Origin of the sequence: Nocardia sp. NPDC024068 (assembly GCF_040638875.1) — a bacterium.
In the GTDB taxonomy this organism is placed as follows: Bacteria; Actinomycetota; Actinomycetes; order Mycobacteriales; family Mycobacteriaceae; genus Nocardia.
The window spans coordinates 23,090-41,326 of the sequence record NZ_JBEZYU010000030.1 but is presented as its reverse complement, the minus strand read 5'-3'; the positions used below and the strand labels follow the sequence as shown (position 1 = coordinate 41,326).

The 18,237-nt window shown below is 66.5% G+C and carries 23 protein-coding genes; 7 read left to right on the top strand and 16 right to left on the bottom strand.

Annotated features, from left to right (window positions below; translation table 11 throughout):
- Nucleotides 1–18: 18 nt before the first annotated feature.
- Entirely contained in the window at nt 19–207 is a 189-nt protein-coding gene (locus AB0F41_RS21135) for a ferredoxin (protein ID WP_357426290.1), read from the bottom strand.
- 225 nt (nt 208–432) lie between these two features.
- Between AB0F41_RS21135 and AB0F41_RS21130 the strand changes: the two genes are divergently transcribed.
- Both AB0F41_RS21130 and AB0F41_RS21125 read left to right on the top strand, forming a co-directional pair.
- Nucleotides 433–1,626 (top strand): acyl-CoA dehydrogenase family protein, encoded by a 1,194-nt coding sequence (locus AB0F41_RS21130; RefSeq protein WP_357426288.1) that lies wholly within the window; start codon nt 433–435, stop codon nt 1,624–1,626.
- Between the two features lie 31 nt (nt 1,627–1,657).
- The gene (locus AB0F41_RS21125) at nt 1,658–2,764 is read left to right on the top strand and encodes an acyl-CoA dehydrogenase family protein (protein WP_357426286.1); all 1,107 of its coding nucleotides are present in this window, start codon (nt 1,658–1,660) and stop codon (nt 2,762–2,764) included.
- 101 nt (nt 2,765–2,865) lie between these two features.
- Here AB0F41_RS21125 and AB0F41_RS21120 read toward each other — a convergent pair whose 3' ends face one another.
- The 4 genes from AB0F41_RS21120 to AB0F41_RS21105 form a co-directional block, all read right to left on the bottom strand.
- Complete coding sequence (locus AB0F41_RS21120; protein ID WP_357426284.1) at nt 2,866–3,669, bottom strand: DUF4253 domain-containing protein; 804 nt, start codon at nt 3,667–3,669, stop codon at nt 2,866–2,868.
- 115 nt (nt 3,670–3,784) lie between these two features.
- Nucleotides 3,785–4,153 (bottom strand): type II toxin-antitoxin system death-on-curing family toxin, encoded by a 369-nt coding sequence (locus AB0F41_RS21115; RefSeq protein ID WP_357426282.1) that lies wholly within the window; start codon nt 4,151–4,153, stop codon nt 3,785–3,787.
- The gene (locus AB0F41_RS21110) at nt 4,153–4,350 is read right to left on the bottom strand and encodes an antitoxin Phd (protein ID WP_357426280.1); all 198 of its coding nucleotides are present in this window, start codon (nt 4,348–4,350) and stop codon (nt 4,153–4,155) included. The genes AB0F41_RS21115 and AB0F41_RS21110 overlap by 1 nt, the downstream gene beginning before the upstream one ends.
- A 169-nt stretch (nt 4,351–4,519) precedes the next feature.
- Nucleotides 4,520–6,166 (bottom strand): acyl-CoA synthetase, encoded by a 1,647-nt coding sequence (locus AB0F41_RS21105; RefSeq protein ID WP_357426278.1) that lies wholly within the window; start codon nt 6,164–6,166, stop codon nt 4,520–4,522.
- A 61-nt stretch (nt 6,167–6,227) separates the two neighbouring features.
- Here AB0F41_RS21105 and AB0F41_RS21100 point away from each other — a divergent pair, with 61 nt between their 5' ends.
- The gene (locus AB0F41_RS21100; RefSeq protein WP_357426276.1) at nt 6,228–7,010 is read left to right on the top strand and encodes a crotonase/enoyl-CoA hydratase family protein; all 783 of its coding nucleotides are present in this window, start codon (nt 6,228–6,230) and stop codon (nt 7,008–7,010) included.
- Between the two features lie 115 nt (nt 7,011–7,125).
- Here AB0F41_RS21100 and AB0F41_RS21095 read toward each other — a convergent pair whose 3' ends face one another.
- Nucleotides 7,126–7,542, bottom strand: a complete 417-nt coding sequence (locus AB0F41_RS21095) for a VOC family protein (RefSeq protein ID WP_357426275.1) — start codon at nt 7,540–7,542, stop codon at nt 7,126–7,128.
- Nucleotides 7,543–7,732: 190 nt separating this feature from the next.
- Between AB0F41_RS21095 and AB0F41_RS21090 the strand changes: the two genes are divergently transcribed.
- Nucleotides 7,733–8,767: a sigma-70 family RNA polymerase sigma factor gene (locus tag AB0F41_RS21090; protein WP_357426273.1), complete on the top strand. Its 1,035-nt coding sequence runs from the start codon at nt 7,733–7,735 to the stop codon at nt 8,765–8,767.
- Nucleotides 8,768–8,837: 70 nt separating this feature from the next.
- On the opposite strand, the gene AB0F41_RS21085 is transcribed toward AB0F41_RS21090, so the two are convergent.
- From AB0F41_RS21085 to AB0F41_RS21065, 5 genes are all read right to left on the bottom strand, one after another.
- The gene (locus AB0F41_RS21085; RefSeq protein WP_357426272.1) at nt 8,838–9,239 is read right to left on the bottom strand and encodes a hypothetical protein; all 402 of its coding nucleotides are present in this window, start codon (nt 9,237–9,239) and stop codon (nt 8,838–8,840) included.
- A complete protein-coding gene (locus AB0F41_RS21080) occupies nt 9,232–9,702 on the bottom strand; it encodes a hypothetical protein (RefSeq protein ID WP_357426270.1) in 471 nt (156 codons plus the stop codon). The genes AB0F41_RS21085 and AB0F41_RS21080 overlap by 8 nt, the downstream gene beginning before the upstream one ends.
- Nucleotides 9,703–9,783: 81 nt before the next feature.
- Nucleotides 9,784–10,671, bottom strand: coding sequence for an alpha/beta hydrolase (locus AB0F41_RS21075; protein ID WP_357426268.1), 888 nt, complete (start codon nt 10,669–10,671; stop codon nt 9,784–9,786).
- A gap of 222 nt (nt 10,672–10,893) precedes the next feature.
- The gene (locus tag AB0F41_RS21070) at nt 10,894–11,100 is read right to left on the bottom strand and encodes a DUF397 domain-containing protein (RefSeq protein WP_357426266.1); all 207 of its coding nucleotides are present in this window, start codon (nt 11,098–11,100) and stop codon (nt 10,894–10,896) included.
- Nucleotides 11,097–11,975, bottom strand: coding sequence for a helix-turn-helix transcriptional regulator (locus AB0F41_RS21065; RefSeq protein WP_357426264.1), 879 nt, complete (start codon nt 11,973–11,975; stop codon nt 11,097–11,099). The genes AB0F41_RS21070 and AB0F41_RS21065 overlap by 4 nt, the downstream gene beginning before the upstream one ends.
- 519 nt (nt 11,976–12,494) lie before the next feature.
- Between AB0F41_RS21065 and AB0F41_RS21060 the strand changes: the two genes are divergently transcribed.
- Together AB0F41_RS21060 and AB0F41_RS21055 are read left to right on the top strand one after the other, a co-directional pair.
- Nucleotides 12,495–12,758 carry a hypothetical protein gene (locus tag AB0F41_RS21060; RefSeq protein WP_357426262.1) on the top strand — a complete coding sequence of 88 codons (264 nt, stop codon included), beginning with the start codon at nt 12,495–12,497 and terminating at the stop codon, nt 12,756–12,758.
- Nucleotides 12,745–13,206, top strand: coding sequence for a hypothetical protein (locus AB0F41_RS21055; RefSeq protein WP_357426260.1), 462 nt, complete (start codon nt 12,745–12,747; stop codon nt 13,204–13,206). Before AB0F41_RS21060 ends, AB0F41_RS21055 begins: the two co-directional genes overlap by 14 nt.
- Before the next feature lie 32 nt (nt 13,207–13,238).
- Here AB0F41_RS21055 and AB0F41_RS21050 read toward each other — a convergent pair whose 3' ends face one another.
- From AB0F41_RS21050 to AB0F41_RS21035, 4 genes are all read right to left on the bottom strand, one after another.
- Complete coding sequence (locus AB0F41_RS21050) at nt 13,239–14,021, bottom strand: ESX secretion-associated protein EspG (RefSeq protein ID WP_357426258.1); 783 nt, start codon at nt 14,019–14,021, stop codon at nt 13,239–13,241.
- 147 nt (nt 14,022–14,168) lie between these two features.
- A complete protein-coding gene (locus AB0F41_RS21045; protein ID WP_357426256.1) occupies nt 14,169–15,347 on the bottom strand; it encodes a hypothetical protein in 1,179 nt (392 codons plus the stop codon).
- Nucleotides 15,344–15,796, bottom strand: a complete 453-nt coding sequence (locus tag AB0F41_RS21040) for a hypothetical protein (RefSeq protein WP_357426254.1) — start codon at nt 15,794–15,796, stop codon at nt 15,344–15,346. Before AB0F41_RS21040 ends, AB0F41_RS21045 begins: the two co-directional genes overlap by 4 nt.
- Nucleotides 15,797–15,841: 45 nt before the next feature.
- Complete coding sequence (locus AB0F41_RS21035; protein WP_357426252.1) at nt 15,842–16,495, bottom strand: DUF3558 domain-containing protein; 654 nt, start codon at nt 16,493–16,495, stop codon at nt 15,842–15,844.
- Between the two features lie 264 nt (nt 16,496–16,759).
- Here AB0F41_RS21035 and AB0F41_RS21030 point away from each other — a divergent pair, with 264 nt between their 5' ends.
- Nucleotides 16,760–16,882, top strand: a complete 123-nt coding sequence (locus AB0F41_RS21030; RefSeq protein WP_357426250.1) for a hypothetical protein — start codon at nt 16,760–16,762, stop codon at nt 16,880–16,882.
- Between the two features lie 255 nt (nt 16,883–17,137).
- Here AB0F41_RS21030 and AB0F41_RS21025 read toward each other — a convergent pair whose 3' ends face one another.
- A complete protein-coding gene (locus AB0F41_RS21025; protein WP_357426248.1) occupies nt 17,138–18,178 on the bottom strand; it encodes an LLM class F420-dependent oxidoreductase in 1,041 nt (346 codons plus the stop codon).
- Between the last annotated feature and the right edge of the window lie 59 nt (nt 18,179–18,237).

Here is an 18,237-nt window from a genome sequence, read left to right as displayed (position 1 = left end):
TTCACGGCAAGAGCAGATTCACAGCAACTTCAATGCCGCTTTCGGGCATTGCGCGACTGCCTCGGCAACCTGCGACTCCTGATCGGGCGCGACCTCGCCCTCGGCGACGTGCAACATATCCTCATCATCGAGTTCGAACACGTCGGGAGCGATTCCCGCGCAGATTCCGTTCGCTTCACACTGGTCGAAGTCAACACTGACCTTCATCGGAACTCCTTTTCCCGCCCAATGACGCAAGCCTAACAAGCGACCACCGGCGGGACTGGCTACATGGGCTGATTACCCTTCAATACTGGAACATGTTTCAGTGCATATGCAATGATCGGAGCAAGGTATCGGTGATCCATTCCGCGCTCCCGGCGGGTGAGCGCGGCGCGATCGCACGTCCAGGCCCCATCTCACACCCGAAGAACGAAGGCTCGAGGTACCGCTATGCGCATCGCGTATACCCCGGAACATGCACAGCTACGCGCCGAGTTGCGCGAATATTTCGCGCGGCTGATCACCCCCGAGCGCCGGGCGGCGCTCAGTTCCCAGACCGGCGAGTACGGCGAGGGCAACGTATATCGCGAGGTCGTGGCAGAGATGGGTCGCGACGGCTGGCTGGCGCTGGGCTGGCCCGAGGAGTTCGGCGGCCAGAACCGGCCCATGCTGGATCAGCTGATCTTCACCGACGAGGCCGCCATCGCCGGCGCCCCGGTACCGTTCCTGACCGTCAACTCGGTGGCGCCGACGATCATGCACTACGGCAGCGAGGAGCAGAAGAAATTCTTCCTGCCCAAGATCGCCGCCGGTGAGCTGCACTTCGCCATCGGCTACTCCGAACCAGGCGCCGGCACCGACCTCGCGAGCCTGCGCACCACCGCCGTCCGCGACGGCGACGACTATGTGATCAACGGCCAGAAGATGTGGACCAGCCTCATCGCCTACGCCGATTACATCTGGCTGGCCGTGCGCACCGACCCCAGCGCGAAGAAGCACAAGGGCATCAGCATGCTCATCGTGCCCACCACCGCCGAAGGCTTCTCCTGGACCCCCGTCCACACCATGGCCGGGCCGGATACCAGCGCCACCTACTACCAGGACGTCCGTGTTCCGGTGACCTCCCTGGTGGGCCCGGAGAACGGCGGCTGGCCGCTGGTCACCAACCAGCTCAACCACGAGCGGGTCGCGCTGACCTCGGCCGCCGCGCTGCAACTAGCGCTGGCGCAGACCACGGCCTGGGCCAAGGAGACCAAGGCGGCCGACGGCTCCCGCGTCTTCGATCGTGAATGGGTCCAGCTGAACCTGGCCCGCGTGCACGCCAAGGTCGAATACCTGAAGTTGATGAACTGGGAGATCGCCAGCCGGGTCGACGCCGGCGGCGACGCCGCCCCGCGCCCGTGGGACGCCTCGGCCTGCAAGGTCTACGGCACCGAACTGTCCACCGAGGCCTATCGCCTGCTGATGGAGGTCCTCGGACCCCAGGCCTCGCTGCGCCAGGACTCCCCCGGCTCGGTACTGCGCGGCCGGCTCGAGCGGATGCACCGTGCCGCCCTGATCCTCACCTTCGGCGGCGGCACCAACGAGGTGCAGCGCGACATCATCGCCATGACCGCCCTGAAGCAGCCCGCCTCCGGCCGCTGACTCCGACGCCCGACTCCACGAGGTACTCACCATGGATTTCACCCCCACCGAAGCCCAGTCGGATCTGGCCCGCCTCACCGGCGAGGTCTGCGACAAACTGGTCACCGCCGATCGCCTGCGCGAATTGGACGGCGGTACCGCCAAATTCGACGACACGCTGTGGAAATCGCTCGCCGAGACCGGTGTGCTGTCGGCCGCGCTACCCGAGAGTGTGGGCGGCAGCGGCTTCGGCTCGCTCGAACAGACCGCGATCCTGCGCGAACTCGGCAAAGCCGTCGCATCGGTCCCCTACCTCTGGTCGGTCGTCCTGGGCGCGGGCTCGCTGGCCGAGTTCGGATCCGCCGAGCAGCGCGAACTCGGCGCCGACGCCGCCGCGGGAACCTCGATCCTGACGGTCGCACTGGCCGAGGAACGCAACTGGGAACCCGCCCGCCCCACCACCACCGCCACCGAGACCGGCGGCGGCTGGCGGGTGACCGGCACCAAGACCACCGTCCCGGTCGCCGATCGGGCGGCACGAATCCTGGTGCCCGCCTCGGTGTCCGGAGTCGCGGCGGTCTTCCTGGTGGACCCCTCGGCCGAATCCGTCACTGTGACCGCCCAGCAGGTGACCGACCGCGGCGCCGAATCGCTGGTCGAATTCGCCGACGCCCCGGCCGAACTGCTGGGCACCGTCGACGACGGCGCCCGGATCCTGGGCTGGTTGCTCGACCGCGCCTGGCTCGGCCTGGCCGCGACGCAGCTCGGCACTCTCGAACGCTCCCTGGAGCTGGTCGCCGGTTACGGCCGGGAACGCGAACAGTTCGGTCGCGCGGTCGGCAGCTTCCAGGCCGTGGCCCAGCGCCTCGCCGACAGCTATATCGCCGTCCAGGGCCTTCGACTGACCGTCACCCAGGCGGCGTGGCAGCTCGCGGAAGATATGGACGCGACCGGCGCCGTGCATACGGCGAAGTTCTGGGCCGCCGAGGCCGGCCACCAGGTCGCCCACACCCTGGTCCACGTGCACGGCGGCGTCGGTATCGACCGCGACCATATCGTGCACAACTACTTCACCGCCGCTACCCGCAACGAGTTCACCCTCGGCGGGGCGACCGACCACCTGCTCCCCCTGGCGCAGTTCGTCCCCGAATCCGCCTGATATCACCCACATGACCGCGGTGGCACCGCGCGCAATCCCGCGCATGACGCGGACAGGAGCGCGCGGTGCCACTCCGCGCCAAGAAAAACGGACGAGCTGCTTCAGTCCCACCAAAAATTCCAGGTACCGAGCCCGATCAAACTCTTCGCGTAGGCATCGAATGTGCCGGAGTCGAAGTTGTCCGGGCAAAAGGCCATATGCTCCGCGGCTACCTGTCGGGCGTGCTCATCGCTCGCCGGCGGCGACGCCACCGAGAGGTGCAGCGTATCGAAGCCGACCATCACGACACGTACGCCGAATCGCTGTTCCCACGAGCGGACGACGACCGAGATCTCTTCGGTGAAGTTCGTGTGGTTCAACGGCCCTTCCCAGCCGCATACGGTCAGCGCGTCCGCTCCGGACCCGGCCGGGACCAGCCCGATCAGCCGCGGTTCGTCACCGTCCAGTCGGTATGCCAGCTCCCCTGCCGCGGCGCCCGGGTCGGTTCCAGCGGTTCCCGAGTCGGCAAGACCCGGCCAGTCGTGGGGAGCGTCGGAACCGGGAATCTCATCGTCGTCGGCCATCGGCCACATCCCCCGCAAGACCTCGGCCGGATCGAGCGCATCGATCATGCCCACCGACGCGTAACGGAATTCGGCGAGTTCGGCGCTGTGCCAGGGCCGGGCTTCGCCGTCCGCGTCCGGTCCCGGATCGGGTTCCAAGTAGTCCAGCAGCAGCGGGTACAACCCGGTAGCGGTTCGCTGCTCGTAGAGTCGGGACCAGAGCTCACCGGCCCCGGTACACGGGTGCTCGGACACCCAGAGCACCTCACGTCCGCCCGCCGGCCCCTGCGCGTCCTCCACCCGGATCACACGCCCGGCCGGGAGGTCACGCGGCAGTGTGGGAAAAGTAAATGTATCCGTCACGGCCGGATTCTAGAACCTGGGAAGAACAGCGCCTCGAGGGCTACTTCCCGATTGTGTGAACGTTCCGACGTTGCGGTCGCCCCGCGGAGGAGCCGGCGCGGCCTTCTCGCCATGACTACCCTTCGAATGTCGTCAACTGCTCCGCGATCTTCGCCAGATCGAGTTGGCCTTGCGCCGCCGCCAATACGAACTCCTCGGCAGCGTCCACGTCGAAACCCGCGGCCAGCGAATGGCCATTCATCTGCAGAAATACCCAGGTGGCATACCAGGCAAGCCGTTTGTTCCCGTCGATCATCGCGTGATTGCGCGCGATCGACTCCATCAGCGCGGCCGCTTTCTGCCATATGTCCGGATAGGCATCCTGTCCGAAAACGCTCGCTCGTGGACGGGCCAGCGCCGACTCCAGCAGCCCGTAGTCTCGCACTTCCGGGGTACCCAAACGCTCCGCGAGATTCATCAACTCGATAAGCGTCAGGTACTTCATCAGGCAAGCCTCCGGTTGAGCTCCGCACTGACAGCCAGAACATGATCGGCGGCTTCGTTGAACAACCGTGAATGCTCGTTGATCGCGGTTATCACCGCATCGTGCGCGAACTGCTGCATGCTTCGCCCCTCCCGTTCGGCTCGCTGCCGCAAAGCCTCCAGCTCCTCATCGGTAAATCGGACATTCAAACCGGCCATACCGAACGGTACCATGCGGTACCACTCCCCCGAAGGCCGAGAGCGGCAGATTTCACCGCGCCCGACCTGATCGCGGACGCTCCCCCGAACCGGAAGGTCGCGGCATACGTGGATGCACAGACACGTCGAGGGCCGCCCAGTCCATGCGGCAGCCCTCGACAGCGCCGTTCTAGGAAGCGCCGCCGGCCGACCCGTGCTCGTCGGCCTCGCGTTCCTCGGTCTGCGCCTTGGCCCACTTGTAGTCGGGCTTACCCGCCGGCGACCGCTTGATCTCGTCGACGAACCACAGGCTGCGCGGCATCTTGTAGGAGGAGATCTCCTGCGTCAGCACCGGGCGCAGCTCTTCCAGCGTGGGGCGTTTACCGCCGCGGCACTGCACCACGGCCGCCACCCGCTGGCCCCAGCGCTCGTCCGGCACACCGACCACCAGCGCGTCGAAGATCTCGGGGTGGCATTTCAGCGCGCCCTCGACCTCTTCCGGATAGATCTTCTCGCCGCCACTGTTGATGCTGACCGACCCGCGGCCGAGCATGGTGACGGTGCCGTCCTCCTCGACCCGGGCCCAGTCGCCGGGGATGGAGTAGCGGACGCCGTTGTACTCCTTGAACGTCGCCGCGGTTTTCACCGGGTCGTTGTAGTACCCGATCGGGATATGACCCTTACGTGCCAGCACCCCGGTCTGTCCGGAACCGGGGACGACCGGCGTGCCGTCTTCGTCGATCACCGCGGTGGACGCGTCGATCTTCACCCGCGGACCGCCGGTATGCGTCGCGCCCTTGGCTGCGATGGAGATACCGCCGAAACCGGTCTCCGACGAACCGATCGAATCGGTGATCACCGTATTGGGCAGCAGGTCGATGTACTCGTCCTTGAGGGCGGGCGAGAACAGCGCCGCACTGCTGGCCATCGCCCACAGGCTCGCGTGCTGGTAGGACTCCCCGGTTTCGGGGTGGCCCGCCTTCAGCGCGTCCAGCATCGGGCGGGCCATGGCGTCGCCGGTTATGAAGATCATGTTGATGCCGTGCTGATCGACGGCCTGCCAGACGGTGTGGGCGTCGAACTCCGGGATCATGATGGTCTTACCGCCGTCGAACAGACCGTGGAAGACCGCGGTCTGCGAGCCGCCGTGGATCAGCGGCGGGATCGGGTAGCGCACCATCTGACCGCCGGCCGCGCCGTTCTTGGCCTGCTGCCATTCGTCCTGCACGTATTCGCCGGTCATGAAGTTGATACCGCCGCCGAGCACCCGCCACCAGTCCTCGTGGCGCCACATGACGCCCTTCGGCATACCGGTGGTGCCGCCGGTGTAGATCATGAAGATGTCGTCGTTGGAGCGATCCCCGAAATCGCGTTCACCCGACGATTCCGCCAGCGCCGCTTCGTAGTCCACCGCGTCCGCGGGAGTGGCGGCACCGGTGCCGTCGTCGACGATCAGCACCGTCTTCAGAGCCGGAACCTTCGGCCGGACGTTCACCACTTTTTCGGTGTAGCGACGCTCGTGGATGAGCGCCACCATGTCCGAATTTTCGAAGATGTACTGCAACTCGTTCTCGACGTAGCGGAAGTTGACGTTGACCATCACCGCCCGCGCCTTGAAGACCGCGAGCATCGACTCCACGGCCTCCAGGGTGTTGCGTGAGTAGATACCCACCTTGTCGCCCGGCTGGACACCGTGTTCCAGCAGGTAGTGCGCAAGCCGGTTCGCCCTGTCCTCCAGTTGGGCGAAGGTCACCGAGCGGTGGTCGTCAGCCAGCGCAACCCGGTCCGGCACAAGGTCGATGGTGTGTTCGACAAGGTCGGCTATGTTGTACGTCACAAGGTCAAAAATAGAACGTGTTACTGTTTCTTGCAAGGTCCGAGTAACAGGAGAAACAACGATGCCTCAATGCCTCGTCGAGAAGCGCGGCCACGTCCTCATCGTCACCATGAATCGCCCGGAGGCGCGCAACGCGCTCTCCACGGAGATGATGGCGATCATGCGCGACGCCTGGGACCAGGTCGACAGCGATCCGGAGATCCGGGTCGCGATCCTCACCGGCGCGGGCGGGGCGTTCTGCGCGGGCGCAGACCTCAAGGGTATGACCCAGCAGCACCCCGGTGACTCGTTTTCCGGAGGCGGCTGGGATCTGTCCAAGATCGAGGCCCTGCTGAAGGGCCGGCGGCTCACCAAACCGCTGATCGCCGCGGTCGAAGGCGCGGCCATCGCCGGCGGAACCGAGATCCTGCAGGGCACCGATATCCGGGTCGCGGGCGAAAGCGCGAAGTTCGGGGTCTCCGAGGCGCGCTGGGGACTGTTCCCGCTGGGCGGCTCCGCGGTCCGGCTGGTCCGTCAGGTCCCCTACACCGTCGCCGCCGATATTCTGCTGACCGGACGCCACCTCAGCGCCGCCGAGGCCAAGGACATCGGCCTCATCGGCCATGTGGTGCCCGACGGCCAAGCGCTCGACAAGGCTCTCGAACTGGCCGATCTGATCGCGGCCAACGGCCCGCTCGCCGTGCAGGCGATCCTGCAGACCATCCGCGACAGCGAATGCATTCCCGAGGAAGAGGCGTTCCAGATCGACGCCAAGCTCGGCATGGCGGTCTTCCAGTCCGCGGACGCCAAAGAGGGCCCGAAAGCGTTCAAGGAAAAGCGCAAGCCGAACTTCAGCGGCAAGTAGGACCCTCCTCGGGGCCGCCTGCCCGGCCGGACTCCGCCCCGGCACCGGATACCATGCGGCCCGACGCCGAATGCCCCGGTCGACCTCGTCGACCGGGGCATTCGGGTCCGCGTGGTTACGCGCCCGGGTAGTCCATGTAGAACGGCTCCCACTGGTGACCGTCGGGGTCCAGGAACGTGCGGCCGTGCATACCGACCTGTGCCTCCTGCGCCTGTTTATCGGCATTGACCTCTTCGCTGCCGCCGGCGGCGACCGCGGCCTCGGTCAGCCGGTCGACCTCCTCGGCGCTGCCCAGCGACAGGGCGTAGGCCGCTCCGGTGGCCGCCTGCGTGTCGGCAATGGGCCGGCGGCTGAACATCGAGAAGTGCGCGTGGGTGAGCAGCATCAGGCAGATGTTGTCGTCGACGACGATGCAGGCCGCGTTGTCGTCGGTGAAATCGTCGTTGACCTTCCAGCCCAGGGCCTCGTAGAAATTCTTCGAGCGCCCCAGGTCGGTAACGGGCAGATTCACGAAGATCATCTTGCTGCTCATGGTTCGGTCCTTTCGGGAGGGTGTCTGTGTTCGCCGGCCGCACAGTTAGAGACGCGGGCCGGTACCGGAACTAATCGGCGCGCCGCGCACAATTTCCGGCACCCGCCGCCAACCGGCCCACTGTGGCCACCGAGCTTGTTGATACGCCTGTGATCACCCGCGCGAACTGCGTGTTTCATCCCCTGTTCAGATGTCGGTGCGCTGTGCCAGCATGGCACCCATGAGCGAGCAGACCGGCACCGTCGATGCCGATGTCCTGAGATCCTTCGAGGCGCACAGACGCGAACTCTGCGCCTACGCCTATCGCATGCTGGGGTCGTCCTTCGAGGCCGAGGACGCCGTCCAGGACGCGTTCACCCGGGCCTGGAAGTCCTACGATTCCTTCGAGGGCCGGGCGAGCCTGCGCTCCTGGCTCTACAAGATCACCACCAATATCTGTCTCGATATGCTCGACGGCCCGCAACGCCGGGCCCGCCCGATGGACCTGTCGAGCCCCTCGACCCCGGATAAGCCACTCGGGCCGCCGCAACCGGACTACGTCTGGGTGGAGCCCATCCCCAACTCGCTCGCCTTCGGCTCCGACCCCGCCGAACACGTCTCCGCCAAAGACAGCCTCCGGCTGGCGTTCGTCGCCGCCTGCCAGCATCTGCCCGCCACCCAGCGCGCCATCCTCATCATGCGCGAGGTGCTGCGGTTCTCCGCCAACGAAACGGCCGAGGCGCTCACCATGAGCACCGCGTCGGTGAACAGCGCCCTGCAACGCGCCCGCGCCACCATGAGCAAGGTACAGCCCGCCGATACCGACAGCTACGACGAGACCGATTCCGACCAGCGCAAACTCGTCGACGAATTCGTCACCGCGTTCGAGTCCTACGATATGGACGCACTCACCGCCCTGCTGAAAACCGATGTGGCGCTCTCCATGCCGCCCTTCGATCTCTGGATCTCCGGGCCGCAGAACGTCGCCGACTTCATGCTCGGCACGGGCGCGGCCTGCCGCGATTCCCGGCTGGTCCCGCTGGCCGGTGCCAACGGCCACCCCGCCTTCGGCCACTACAAGCCCAGCGGCGAACCGGGGCGGTGGGTGCCGTGGTCGATCACTGTCCTGGAGATGCGCGACGGCGAGATCGCCGGGCTCAACTTCTTCCTCGACACCGATCGGCTGTTCCCGCTGTTCGATCTCCCGCCGGAGTGGAGGGAGGAGCCGGTGGGCGAACCGGCCTGAAGCCGTCCGGGCCGACGACAGTATCGCCGGCCCGGCAGAGGCCCCAACGCTGACTCGGTATCGGCCGTGGTCAGTGGCTCCCGAGATCGATGGTGAGGATTTTTACCACGGGGTGTGGATCTCCCTGATCGCCTTCCCGAGTGTCATTGCAGTACTGATAGTCGATACGACCTGCCCCGCTGATCTCATAGTGGATCGTGCGCGAATACCCTTCCCACTTCGGGCCGTGATGCTTGCCGCGAAGCACGGTCGAAGATCCGACGGCCGGGGGCGCGCCAGGGGTGGACGACACGTGATCCCAGAACTGCCGAGCGGCAGTAAGTCCCACCCGGTCGGTCAGGCTGTTCCAGACGTCGACGAACTGTCGGTGGACCAGGATTCGGTAGACGGGGGCGATATCGGGCCGGCCGCCCGGTGAACGAGCTGCGACGAATGGACGATACGCGCCGGGACGGGGATCTCGATCAGACATCGTCGCTCGGTCGCGGTGAATCCACCTCGACGAAATCGGACTCCTCGGCAGCATTCGCATGTATCGCGCGGCGAACGGGGTTGCGCATGACGGCAGCGGTGGTCACCCACGCATGCAACGCTTCGCGCAGCGGGGCCGGATCTTCCGAACTCACCGTCAGCACCAGTGCATTGCGGATCTCGGCCAATGCTTCGGCCCGGTCATCGCGATCGAATTCCGCCAACCAGCCCAGTCCTCCGAGTTCGACCGGAGTGGGGGTATCGGTCCGGGCGAGAACAGCCTCGGCGGTGAACAACTGCATGACCACCGCGGCGGCTTCATTCAGCGCCGCGATCCGTTGAGCCGCGAGCATGACGAGCACCGACCCGTCGGTGTCACGCAACGATGCCGACGAACTCTTCGCCTCATCGAGGAACTCACGGCGCCGCGCTCCCGCCAGATCACTCACCTGGAACATCGTCATGCCATGATTTTAGCAGGATAATGGCATAAGTTGCGGATGGGGCCGCTTGTGAGCCTCTTGATCTCCACGGCGACATCTTCTTCAGAAGAGTGCCTCGTCGGAGGAGAGCATCGCGGCGGCCACCTCCTCGGCGGCGGCATCGCGCAGGACGGTGCCCATATCGTCGAGGACGAGTAGCCGCGCGCCGGGGATCGCGGCGGCGAGCGCCTCACCGTTGCCGACCGGGAAGAACGGGTTCGCGCGGCCGTGCACGACGAGCGTCGGCACCGCGAGTTCGCCCAGGCGCTCACGCCATCGCGGTGCGCAGTCGAGCCGGGCGAACACGGTTCCGAGTTGGTTCGTCTGGTGCACCGAGGGATCGCTCGACGGTGTGCGGTCCCAGATCCGGGCCGCGGTGGCGCGCGCCTGTTCCGGGTCGTTGCCCAGCAGTTCGGCGCCCTCGGCGACGAAGCCCGCGACAGCGTCGCGGTCGGTCCAGTCGGGAAACGGCCGCGAGAACAACGCCGCCATGGTCGCGGCGTCGTGGTCGGGCAGGTCCTCGTCGACGGGGCCGGGCGCGACCGGCCTGGTGCTCACCAATGTCAGCGCCGAGAACACGTCCGGATAATCGAGCGCGGCGACCTGGGCGACCATCCCGCCGACTCCGATACCGCCGAGGTGAGCCCTCGCGGCACCGAGTGCGCCGACGAGGGCCGCTGCGTCGGCGGCCAGATCGCGCAGGTTGTATTCCGGCGCGTCCGGGTCGAGCGTCGTCGACGCTCCCGCGTCGCGCAGGTCGTAGCGGACCACCCGGCGGCCACCGGCCGCGAGCCGCTCACACACCGCGTCGGGCCACGACAGCATCGTGGTCCCGCCGGCCAGCAGCACGAGCGGATCGTCGTCGCGGCCGAAAGTCTCGATGCCGAGTTCGACTCCATTCGCCCACACGGTCGACCGAGTCGCCCTCGTATCCGCTGTACTGTCACCCATCTACGACTCCATTCCGATTCGGATCGGTTTCCAATACGGACGACCTCGCAGGCTCGAACTCATCGGCTGCCGGAGAAATGAGCGATACCGCCGCCGCACCGACGATCGAGACCATTGGCATCTCCGGCCGGCAGTCATCTGCTCGAGCGTTGTCGCAGCCGATTCCATCCGTACTCCGCCGGTGACCGGGCTGGAGCAGGTAGCAGTGAATGACCCCGAAGGCTATGGGCGGTCGAACCGACAGGAACGGGTGTTCGCGGTGAAGGCGTCCCAGGCCGCGGCGGTGAAGGACAGGGCCGGGCCGCCGCGTTCTTTGGAGTCGCGCACGCCGATCACATTGCCCCCGATGAAAGCCACCTCGACGCACTCTTGGCTGCCGCCGCTATAGCTACTCTTGAACCAGAGAGCCTCGGATAGATACGTGCTCACCCTGCGAACTCCCTTGCCTTCTCGCGAAGCAGCCTCCTGCTGTCCTGCGCATCCAACGCTACCTGCCGAAGGCCCGCGTGCGCGTCGCGATACCGCTCCACGAGCTCCGGATCATCGAAATACATCGCCCCGGTGTAGCCCTCCGCGTATACGACAGGTGGCTCCACAGGTTTGCCCGTGGACGAGTCCTCGAAATCCAGGACGATGAACGGACCGGTCAGGTCGCCCAACGGAAGACCAGCGGCAAAAGGCAGAAGACGGACCGACACATTGGGACGGGTTCCCACATCCGCCAGGTGTCGGAGCTGGGCCGCCATTAGGCGACGGCTCCCCACGACCCTGTGCACTGCGGACTCGTCCAGAACGATGTCTACCGGCAGTGGGTCCGACTTCTTGGTTATCTGAGCCTGACGTCGTATTCGCATCTCGACACGACGGAGAATTTCGCTGTCGGATTCGGCCGGATGAGCCAACCGGGTCACGGTTCGCGCATATTCCGGTATCTGCAACAGCCCGGGCACGAGTTCGGCGAACGACGTCAGCTTCGCCGCTCCCGCCTCCAACCCCATGTACACATCGAAATTCAGCGGGATCAGATCACCGTACTGATGCCACCAGCTCTTGCTGTTGCCCTGCTGCGCCAGACCCTTCAAGGCGTCGATCGTGGTGCTGTCGGCGCCGCAGACGCGGCAGATCGCCTCGATATCCCACAGCCTGATCCGGTCGGCCGTACCGGTTTCCAGCCGCTGCACGGTGGTGGCGCCACGTTCGATCCGCCGCGCCAGCTCCGCGATGGTGAGCCCGGCGCCCTGCCGTAGGTCCCGCAGATATCGCCCCACCTGGCGACGCGGGAGGGTCGATCCGATATCCGCCATGACAACCTTCTTTCCCCTGGATCACGCCCTCGAATTCGCTTGGATCGATCCGGGCGGATTACTCCACCCGCGCGGCCGTCATCCCGCGACGAATGCACCTGATCGATCCGAAATATCGCTGCCCCGATGAGAATTGTTCCGTCCGGTGCGGCACTTCCACCATGGAACATCGTGGTCGGCCGAACGGCCACATCTCTCGAGGTGATTCGACCACAGACCGCCGTCCATGTCACGACGGATGCTCGACGGGCGCGAGATCAGCGGGCAACTCATGAATGCGCCACCGTCCCGACCGGACCGGATCGCGCCGAAATCCATAACAGGCATCCATTTTCCGTGGATGCCATCCGCCGGATTCATGGATGGCCGTAGGCGAGCCGCCGGATCACGCTCTCGGACTTCGGATCGATTCCATCGGATCGTCCCCGTCGGAGCGAAATTCGCCGATTGATCCGCTCAACTGGGCCCCGCCGAAAGAGCGCGGCCCCAGCGCGTATCGAACGACGATCGGAGGTACCCATGCCGCGGATCCACACCGAGCCACCCGACGCCGGGACGCCCGCCCTACCGCAACGGATTCCGAGCCGATGGGCGGGAGTGGCGCCCGTGCGACTCGCGCGGGCGGCCGAATGCACCGATATCGATGTGCTCGAACGCGTAGCGCGCAGCCTGCGCGACCTCGACAGAGGTGACCGATACCGGAGTCACACCCAGCACGAAATCGACGGTGTCATAGCTCGATACCGCGCGGCGCATCCCGAGGCGCGGCATGGCCGCCGATGACACCTCCTGCGCTCTGCACGCCGAGCCCTGGGTTCCGCTGCGCGCGCTGTCCATCGCCCGCCAGAGCGAGAATGAACTCATCATCCGGTGCCCCGAATCGCTGCATTGCCTGCGCGGCGCTCTGGTCACCGGCGGGCAGATCGCACCGCATTTCCGCAATGTCGCCGGGCTGTGCCCGTGGATCGGGGTCGGAGTGCGGCCCACCGCGCCCCCATGCGGATGTCAACCGTTCATCACCACCCGCCAACTGCGCATCGTCACCCATCACGGCAGGACGCCGTGGGGGCCGATCGCCTCGATCGCCTGTCCCGGTGGGTGCCGGGAGTTCGCCCCGATCCGGGCCGGCCGGATCGGTCCGCACGGCCACCGCCCCTGCCCGTGGACCGGTATCCGGGTGCTCGACAAGGGACTTCATCCCCCGCTGCTCTGTGCCCAGGACTACCGATGAATACCCGCCGGGCCGCCGGTCCCGGACGCGTGTCAGAAGACGGTGTGGTCGTCCGCGTCCGCGCGGAGTGCGCGCTGGGCCTGGTCGATCCACGCGGTGAATACGGCACCGAAGCCCTGCGCGCTGGCGGGGCGGAGTTCGAGATGGGTGCGGTTGCGTTGTTCCACATAGCGCCCGTCGCCGGTGATATCGAACCATTGCAGGGCGCGGTAGCGGTTGTGGGCGGCGTGCAGATCGCCCAGCCGGAGGATGGCGTGCCCACCACCGTCGGTCGGCCGGCGGGCCAATTGCCGGAAGCGCTGCCGCGTACTCCCGGGGCCGGAATCGGCGGAATATCCGGTGTCGGGCTCCGGTTTCACGTCCGCGAGGTCGAAGGTGACGGGTTTGTCCCGGCCGGGTTCGCAGGGCGGGATGGCGGCTGCCAGCGCGGCGGGGAGCTGGTCGGAGCGCAACAACTGCGCCCGGATATCACCGTCCACACCCCGGACCGCCGTCTGAGCGAGCACCACCGCGTATGTGGAGTTCCGGGCGCCGACAACACGCAGATCCTTACGGGTGCGGCCGTCGCCGCCCCGGTGCACCACCGAACCGAACAGGATCTCGATCCGCATATCGCAGTGCGCCAGAGTGTGCACGAGAAGACCGATACGTTCCCGGTCGTCGCTGTCACCGCCATCGCGAACGGCCGCGCAATGCGCCTCGAACTCGTCCATGGTGAGGAAACGGCTGCGGTAGCGCAGTGGTGCGGGCATTCGATCGTTGCCGTCGTCGAACCAGTGCGCGGCAAAGGTATCCGGGTCCCAGGTCCAGGCCATCGGGGTGGTATCCGTTCCAATCGAGCGATAGGGGCCCCGCGATCGATGGATCGGGGGCGGATTGTTGCCCGGCGGCAGCGGACCGCCCACCCGGCGCGTATTCGTGACGCCGGCCCGGATACGAGTGATTCCGGGCCGGTCCGGCGATCAGGATCCGGGAGGTCGTTCGGCGGGATGAGCGGCGGGGGTATCGGCACCGAGTACCCCGCCGGCAATCGTGCGCGGCTCGTCGCCGAGGAGTTCGCGGGTGTTCTCCTCGTTGATCAGGTAATCGGGAGTCTGCCGTTCGCGGTCGTCGTCACCGGAGCCGCCGCGGGCTCCACCGGGCGCGCCCATCATCGGCGTACCACCGCGCATACCGGGCGAACCCGCCGCGGTTCTGGCCGCGGCGGTGGCCGCCGGCACCCCGGCGGGCGTCGGCGAACCGGGTACCGTGCGCCCCGGCACGGGTGCGCTCGGAGCGGGAGTCCCGCCGGGACCGCCCGGGCCGCTGGGACTGCCCGGTGCACCGGAGGGCGTTCCGGTGGTGGTCGAGGAGGGTGTCACCGACGGGTTACCGGTGCTACTCGGAACCGTGGATTGCGGTGTGGTACTCGCGGTTTCGGTCGCGCTCGGCTGCTCGTCGCCCGCAGTGGTGTCATCTTCCGCGGTGGTGTCATCACCTGCTGGCTGCTGCGCACCGGGCTGCTCCGCGCCGGGAGTCTCCGGCTCCGGCGTCCCGGATCCGGACGGGGAGGTGCCGTCGTCACCGGTACCGGTATCGACCGGGGTGCCGCCGTCATCCGCCACGACCGGGTTCCGCGGCAGCGGGAGCACCGGAATCTGGCCGTCCACCGAGACCGCCGGATTCACGTAGTTGAGGGTCATATGCTGGTAGGCCTTCTGTTCGGCCTCCGAAACCCCACCGTCACCGTCGAACCAGTCTCCGGGATTCCACGCGCTCTGCGGATCGTCCACGACCTCCGGCATACCGTTCTTGGTGGTCAGCACCGCCGCCACCATATTGTCGACACGGTGCGCCAGCCCCCACAGGGCGGGCGTCAGATTCGTGGCATCGGTGGCGTAATCGGCGATGGCCTGCCGAGAGGTCTCCGCCGCCGGGCCCGACCACGCCGATTCACTGGACCGGCGGATCCGGGCGGCGAACACCGTTACGGTTTCCTCCCAGGCGGTGGCGATGGCGGCGTAATCGTCGCGGGCGTAGGTGGCCTCCAACGGGTCCATCGCATCGAACAGCTCTTTGATTTCGGTATGCGAATGCCCCGCGGGGTTGTCCCGCGCGCAATTCTTCTCGATCAGCGATTGCTCATAGCTGAGTTCACTCACTTCGGCACCTGCAGTCCCTGCGGGGCGGATGCCATGACCTCGTTGTATCGCGACGCGAACTCGCTATCGGTGTCCAGATAGCGCTGCGCGATCACACGATGCAGTTCCTGAATACCGTCCACCATCTGATAGTGGCGTTCCAGGATGGCGTGGACGCTGTTCCCCGACTCGTCGCCCTGCGCCTTGGTTTTGAAGCGCGAGACCAGCACTTTGCCGGAACGTATCCAGCTACCGGGGTCCTCGCCCAGACCCCAAGCCTCGCGATTCGCTACCCCCTCGGCGGTACGCTGCATCGCCCGAATCTTGTCCTTCATGGCTTGGCAGTCCCGGTCGATATAGACGAATTCCTCCGCGTTCACCCGCACGTCGCTGTTGAAAGACACAGACAACTGACCTTCACCAGCCGCATCAATCATGCCCTGCATAGGACGCTTTCCATCATCTGCCATGACCCACCCCTGTTCCGGTAGCCGACCCCGTCACTCTCACTACCGTCAAGCCCCTGCTGGGATCAGAGGTAGCACCTTCTCCGCCAGTCGCACCGCGATATCGCACGGATGCTGATTGCCGGTAATGCGGTTGGATGGCGGATTGTCGACCAGGAATTCCAAACTCCCCCCCACCATTTCCGCATTCAGCGTGCAGCTGGTCGGTCCCCCTCGCTGCGCGATGATGACCGCCCGACCATTCACCGCGGTTTCCCGTGACCCCGGTACAACCTTCTCCCGAACCATATCGAGCGTCAGGTTCGTCGCGCTGACACTCGCGGCGTAACCGTCGGACATCACCCAGCCGCAGCCGCTCCAGGCGATATCCCCGCGCCGCATCTCGTCCCGATCCAGGTCGAGTCCCGTCGAATGCAACCCCTCCGAATCCAGCACCTCCTGCGGAATATCGGTACACGGATCGAACCCGCTCGGAACCACCGGCGCCGCCGACGTCACCGCCGACCCGGAAGACTCCGCGGTACCCCCGGGAGACGTCCCACACCCCGCCACGGCCAAGACCACACTCGCCCCGGCCACCACAACACACGCCGACCTTCGCACGATGCCCAATTCGCTCCCCTGCGCCGATCCCGGAATTGGTACCGCAGGACCGGACCGGCTCCTCCGCCCCCGCGAGCTTGCAGCGACCGTATCGGACATTTGTCCACGTCCGCAAGCGAAACCACTGTCCCGTCCGCACCGCGAGCCACCCGTACCCCACTCCCGTGACCGGACCACCGGGACCGTGCGATCCACGCCCGGCGAGAGCAAACGCCGCGGGATCACCCAGTGGCGGGCCGGCCCAGGCCATACCGATCTCGCCGCACGTGAACCCGATCGAGCACTTCCGGCCGACGCCGGCAGGACCGGGTTGATCGGAACCGGACTCACGGGTGTGGTGTCCGAGCGAGGTCTTCGGCGCGGATGCGGCAGCCGGTCAGTCCATCTGTAGCAGCGTCGAACGCCCACTACGCCGACAACCCCGCGGCCCGGGTCGAACTCGGGACCGCGCAGTCACTCGAACTCTGGTCCGCGGTGCTGGCCTGACAATCCTTGACACCGGCCTGCCCCTCGGATCTGCAACCGCCAAACAGAGTGCAGCGATTCGTCCATCGAGAGCCGATTCGCACCAGCAAAGGATGTAGGCGATCACCAACCCGGCGGCGCCGCCTCGGCTCGCCCGGTCGCACCCGCGGCGTGAGATCCCCACGCCGCGGGTGCGACCGGACGACCGCCGCGGGCGTGGCCGGGCAACCGCCGCAAGCCCCGGCGGTTGCCCGCAGGGTCATTTCTGAAACAAGTTCACAGGGTGTCGATCAATGGCGCCAACCGCTTCAACTGCGCCACATCGGGCACCGAGACCAACAGCATGGTGACCCCCGAGGCCTCCCAGACTCCGATCTGCTCACGAACCTGGGCCTCGTTGCCGATGATCGCCGTCTCCAGAACCAACTCGTCCGGCACCGCGGCCGCGGCCTCGGCCTTCTTGCCCGCCTGGAAGAGGGCGCCGATCTCGTCGACCTCTTTCTCGTACCCCATCCGGCGATAGACCTGGGCGTGGAAGTTCAGCTCGGGCGCGCCCATACCGCCGATGTACAGCGAAGTGATCCAGCGCATCCGCTCGATCTCCGAGGCGACGTCATCGGTGATGATCACCTGGGCGGTGGCGGCGATCTCGAAGTCCTCCCGCGAACGCCGGGCACCCGGGCGCGCGAAGCCCTCGTCGAGCCATTCGTTGTATACGCCCGCCATCCGCGGCGTGTAATAGATGGCCAGCCAGCCGTCGGCGATCTCGGCGGTCAGCGCGACGTTCTTCGGCCCCTCGGCGCCCAGCCAGATCGGCAGATCAGCACGTAGGGGGTGAGTTATCGGCTTGAGCGGTTTACCCAGGCCGGTGGCGCCCGGACCGTTGAAGGGCAGCGGGTAGTTCGGCCCGTCATTGGTCACCGGCCCCTGGCGGGCGAGGACCTTCCGCACGATATCGACGTACTCACGGGTCCGCTGCAACGGTTTGGCAAACGGCTGTCCGTACCAGCCCTCCACCACCTGCGGACCGGAGACGCCGAGACCGAGGATCGCCCGGCCGCCGCTGAGATGGTCGAGGGTCAGCGCGTGCATCGCGGTGGCGGTGGGGGTCCGCGCGGACAGCTGCACCACCGAGGTACCCAGCCGCACCCGCTCGGTGGCCGATCCCCACCAGGCCAGCGGCGTGAAAGCGTCCGAACCCCAGGATTCGGCGGCGAACACCGCGTCGAACCCGGCTTCCTCGGCCGCCACGACCACTTCCGCGGCGTGTTCCGGCGGCCCGGCGCTCCAGTATCCGAGCTGCAATCCGAACTTCACATCCGACCCCTTTCCGGCCTACTGCTTGCCAGCAGAATAAGAACCTGTTCTACTCGATA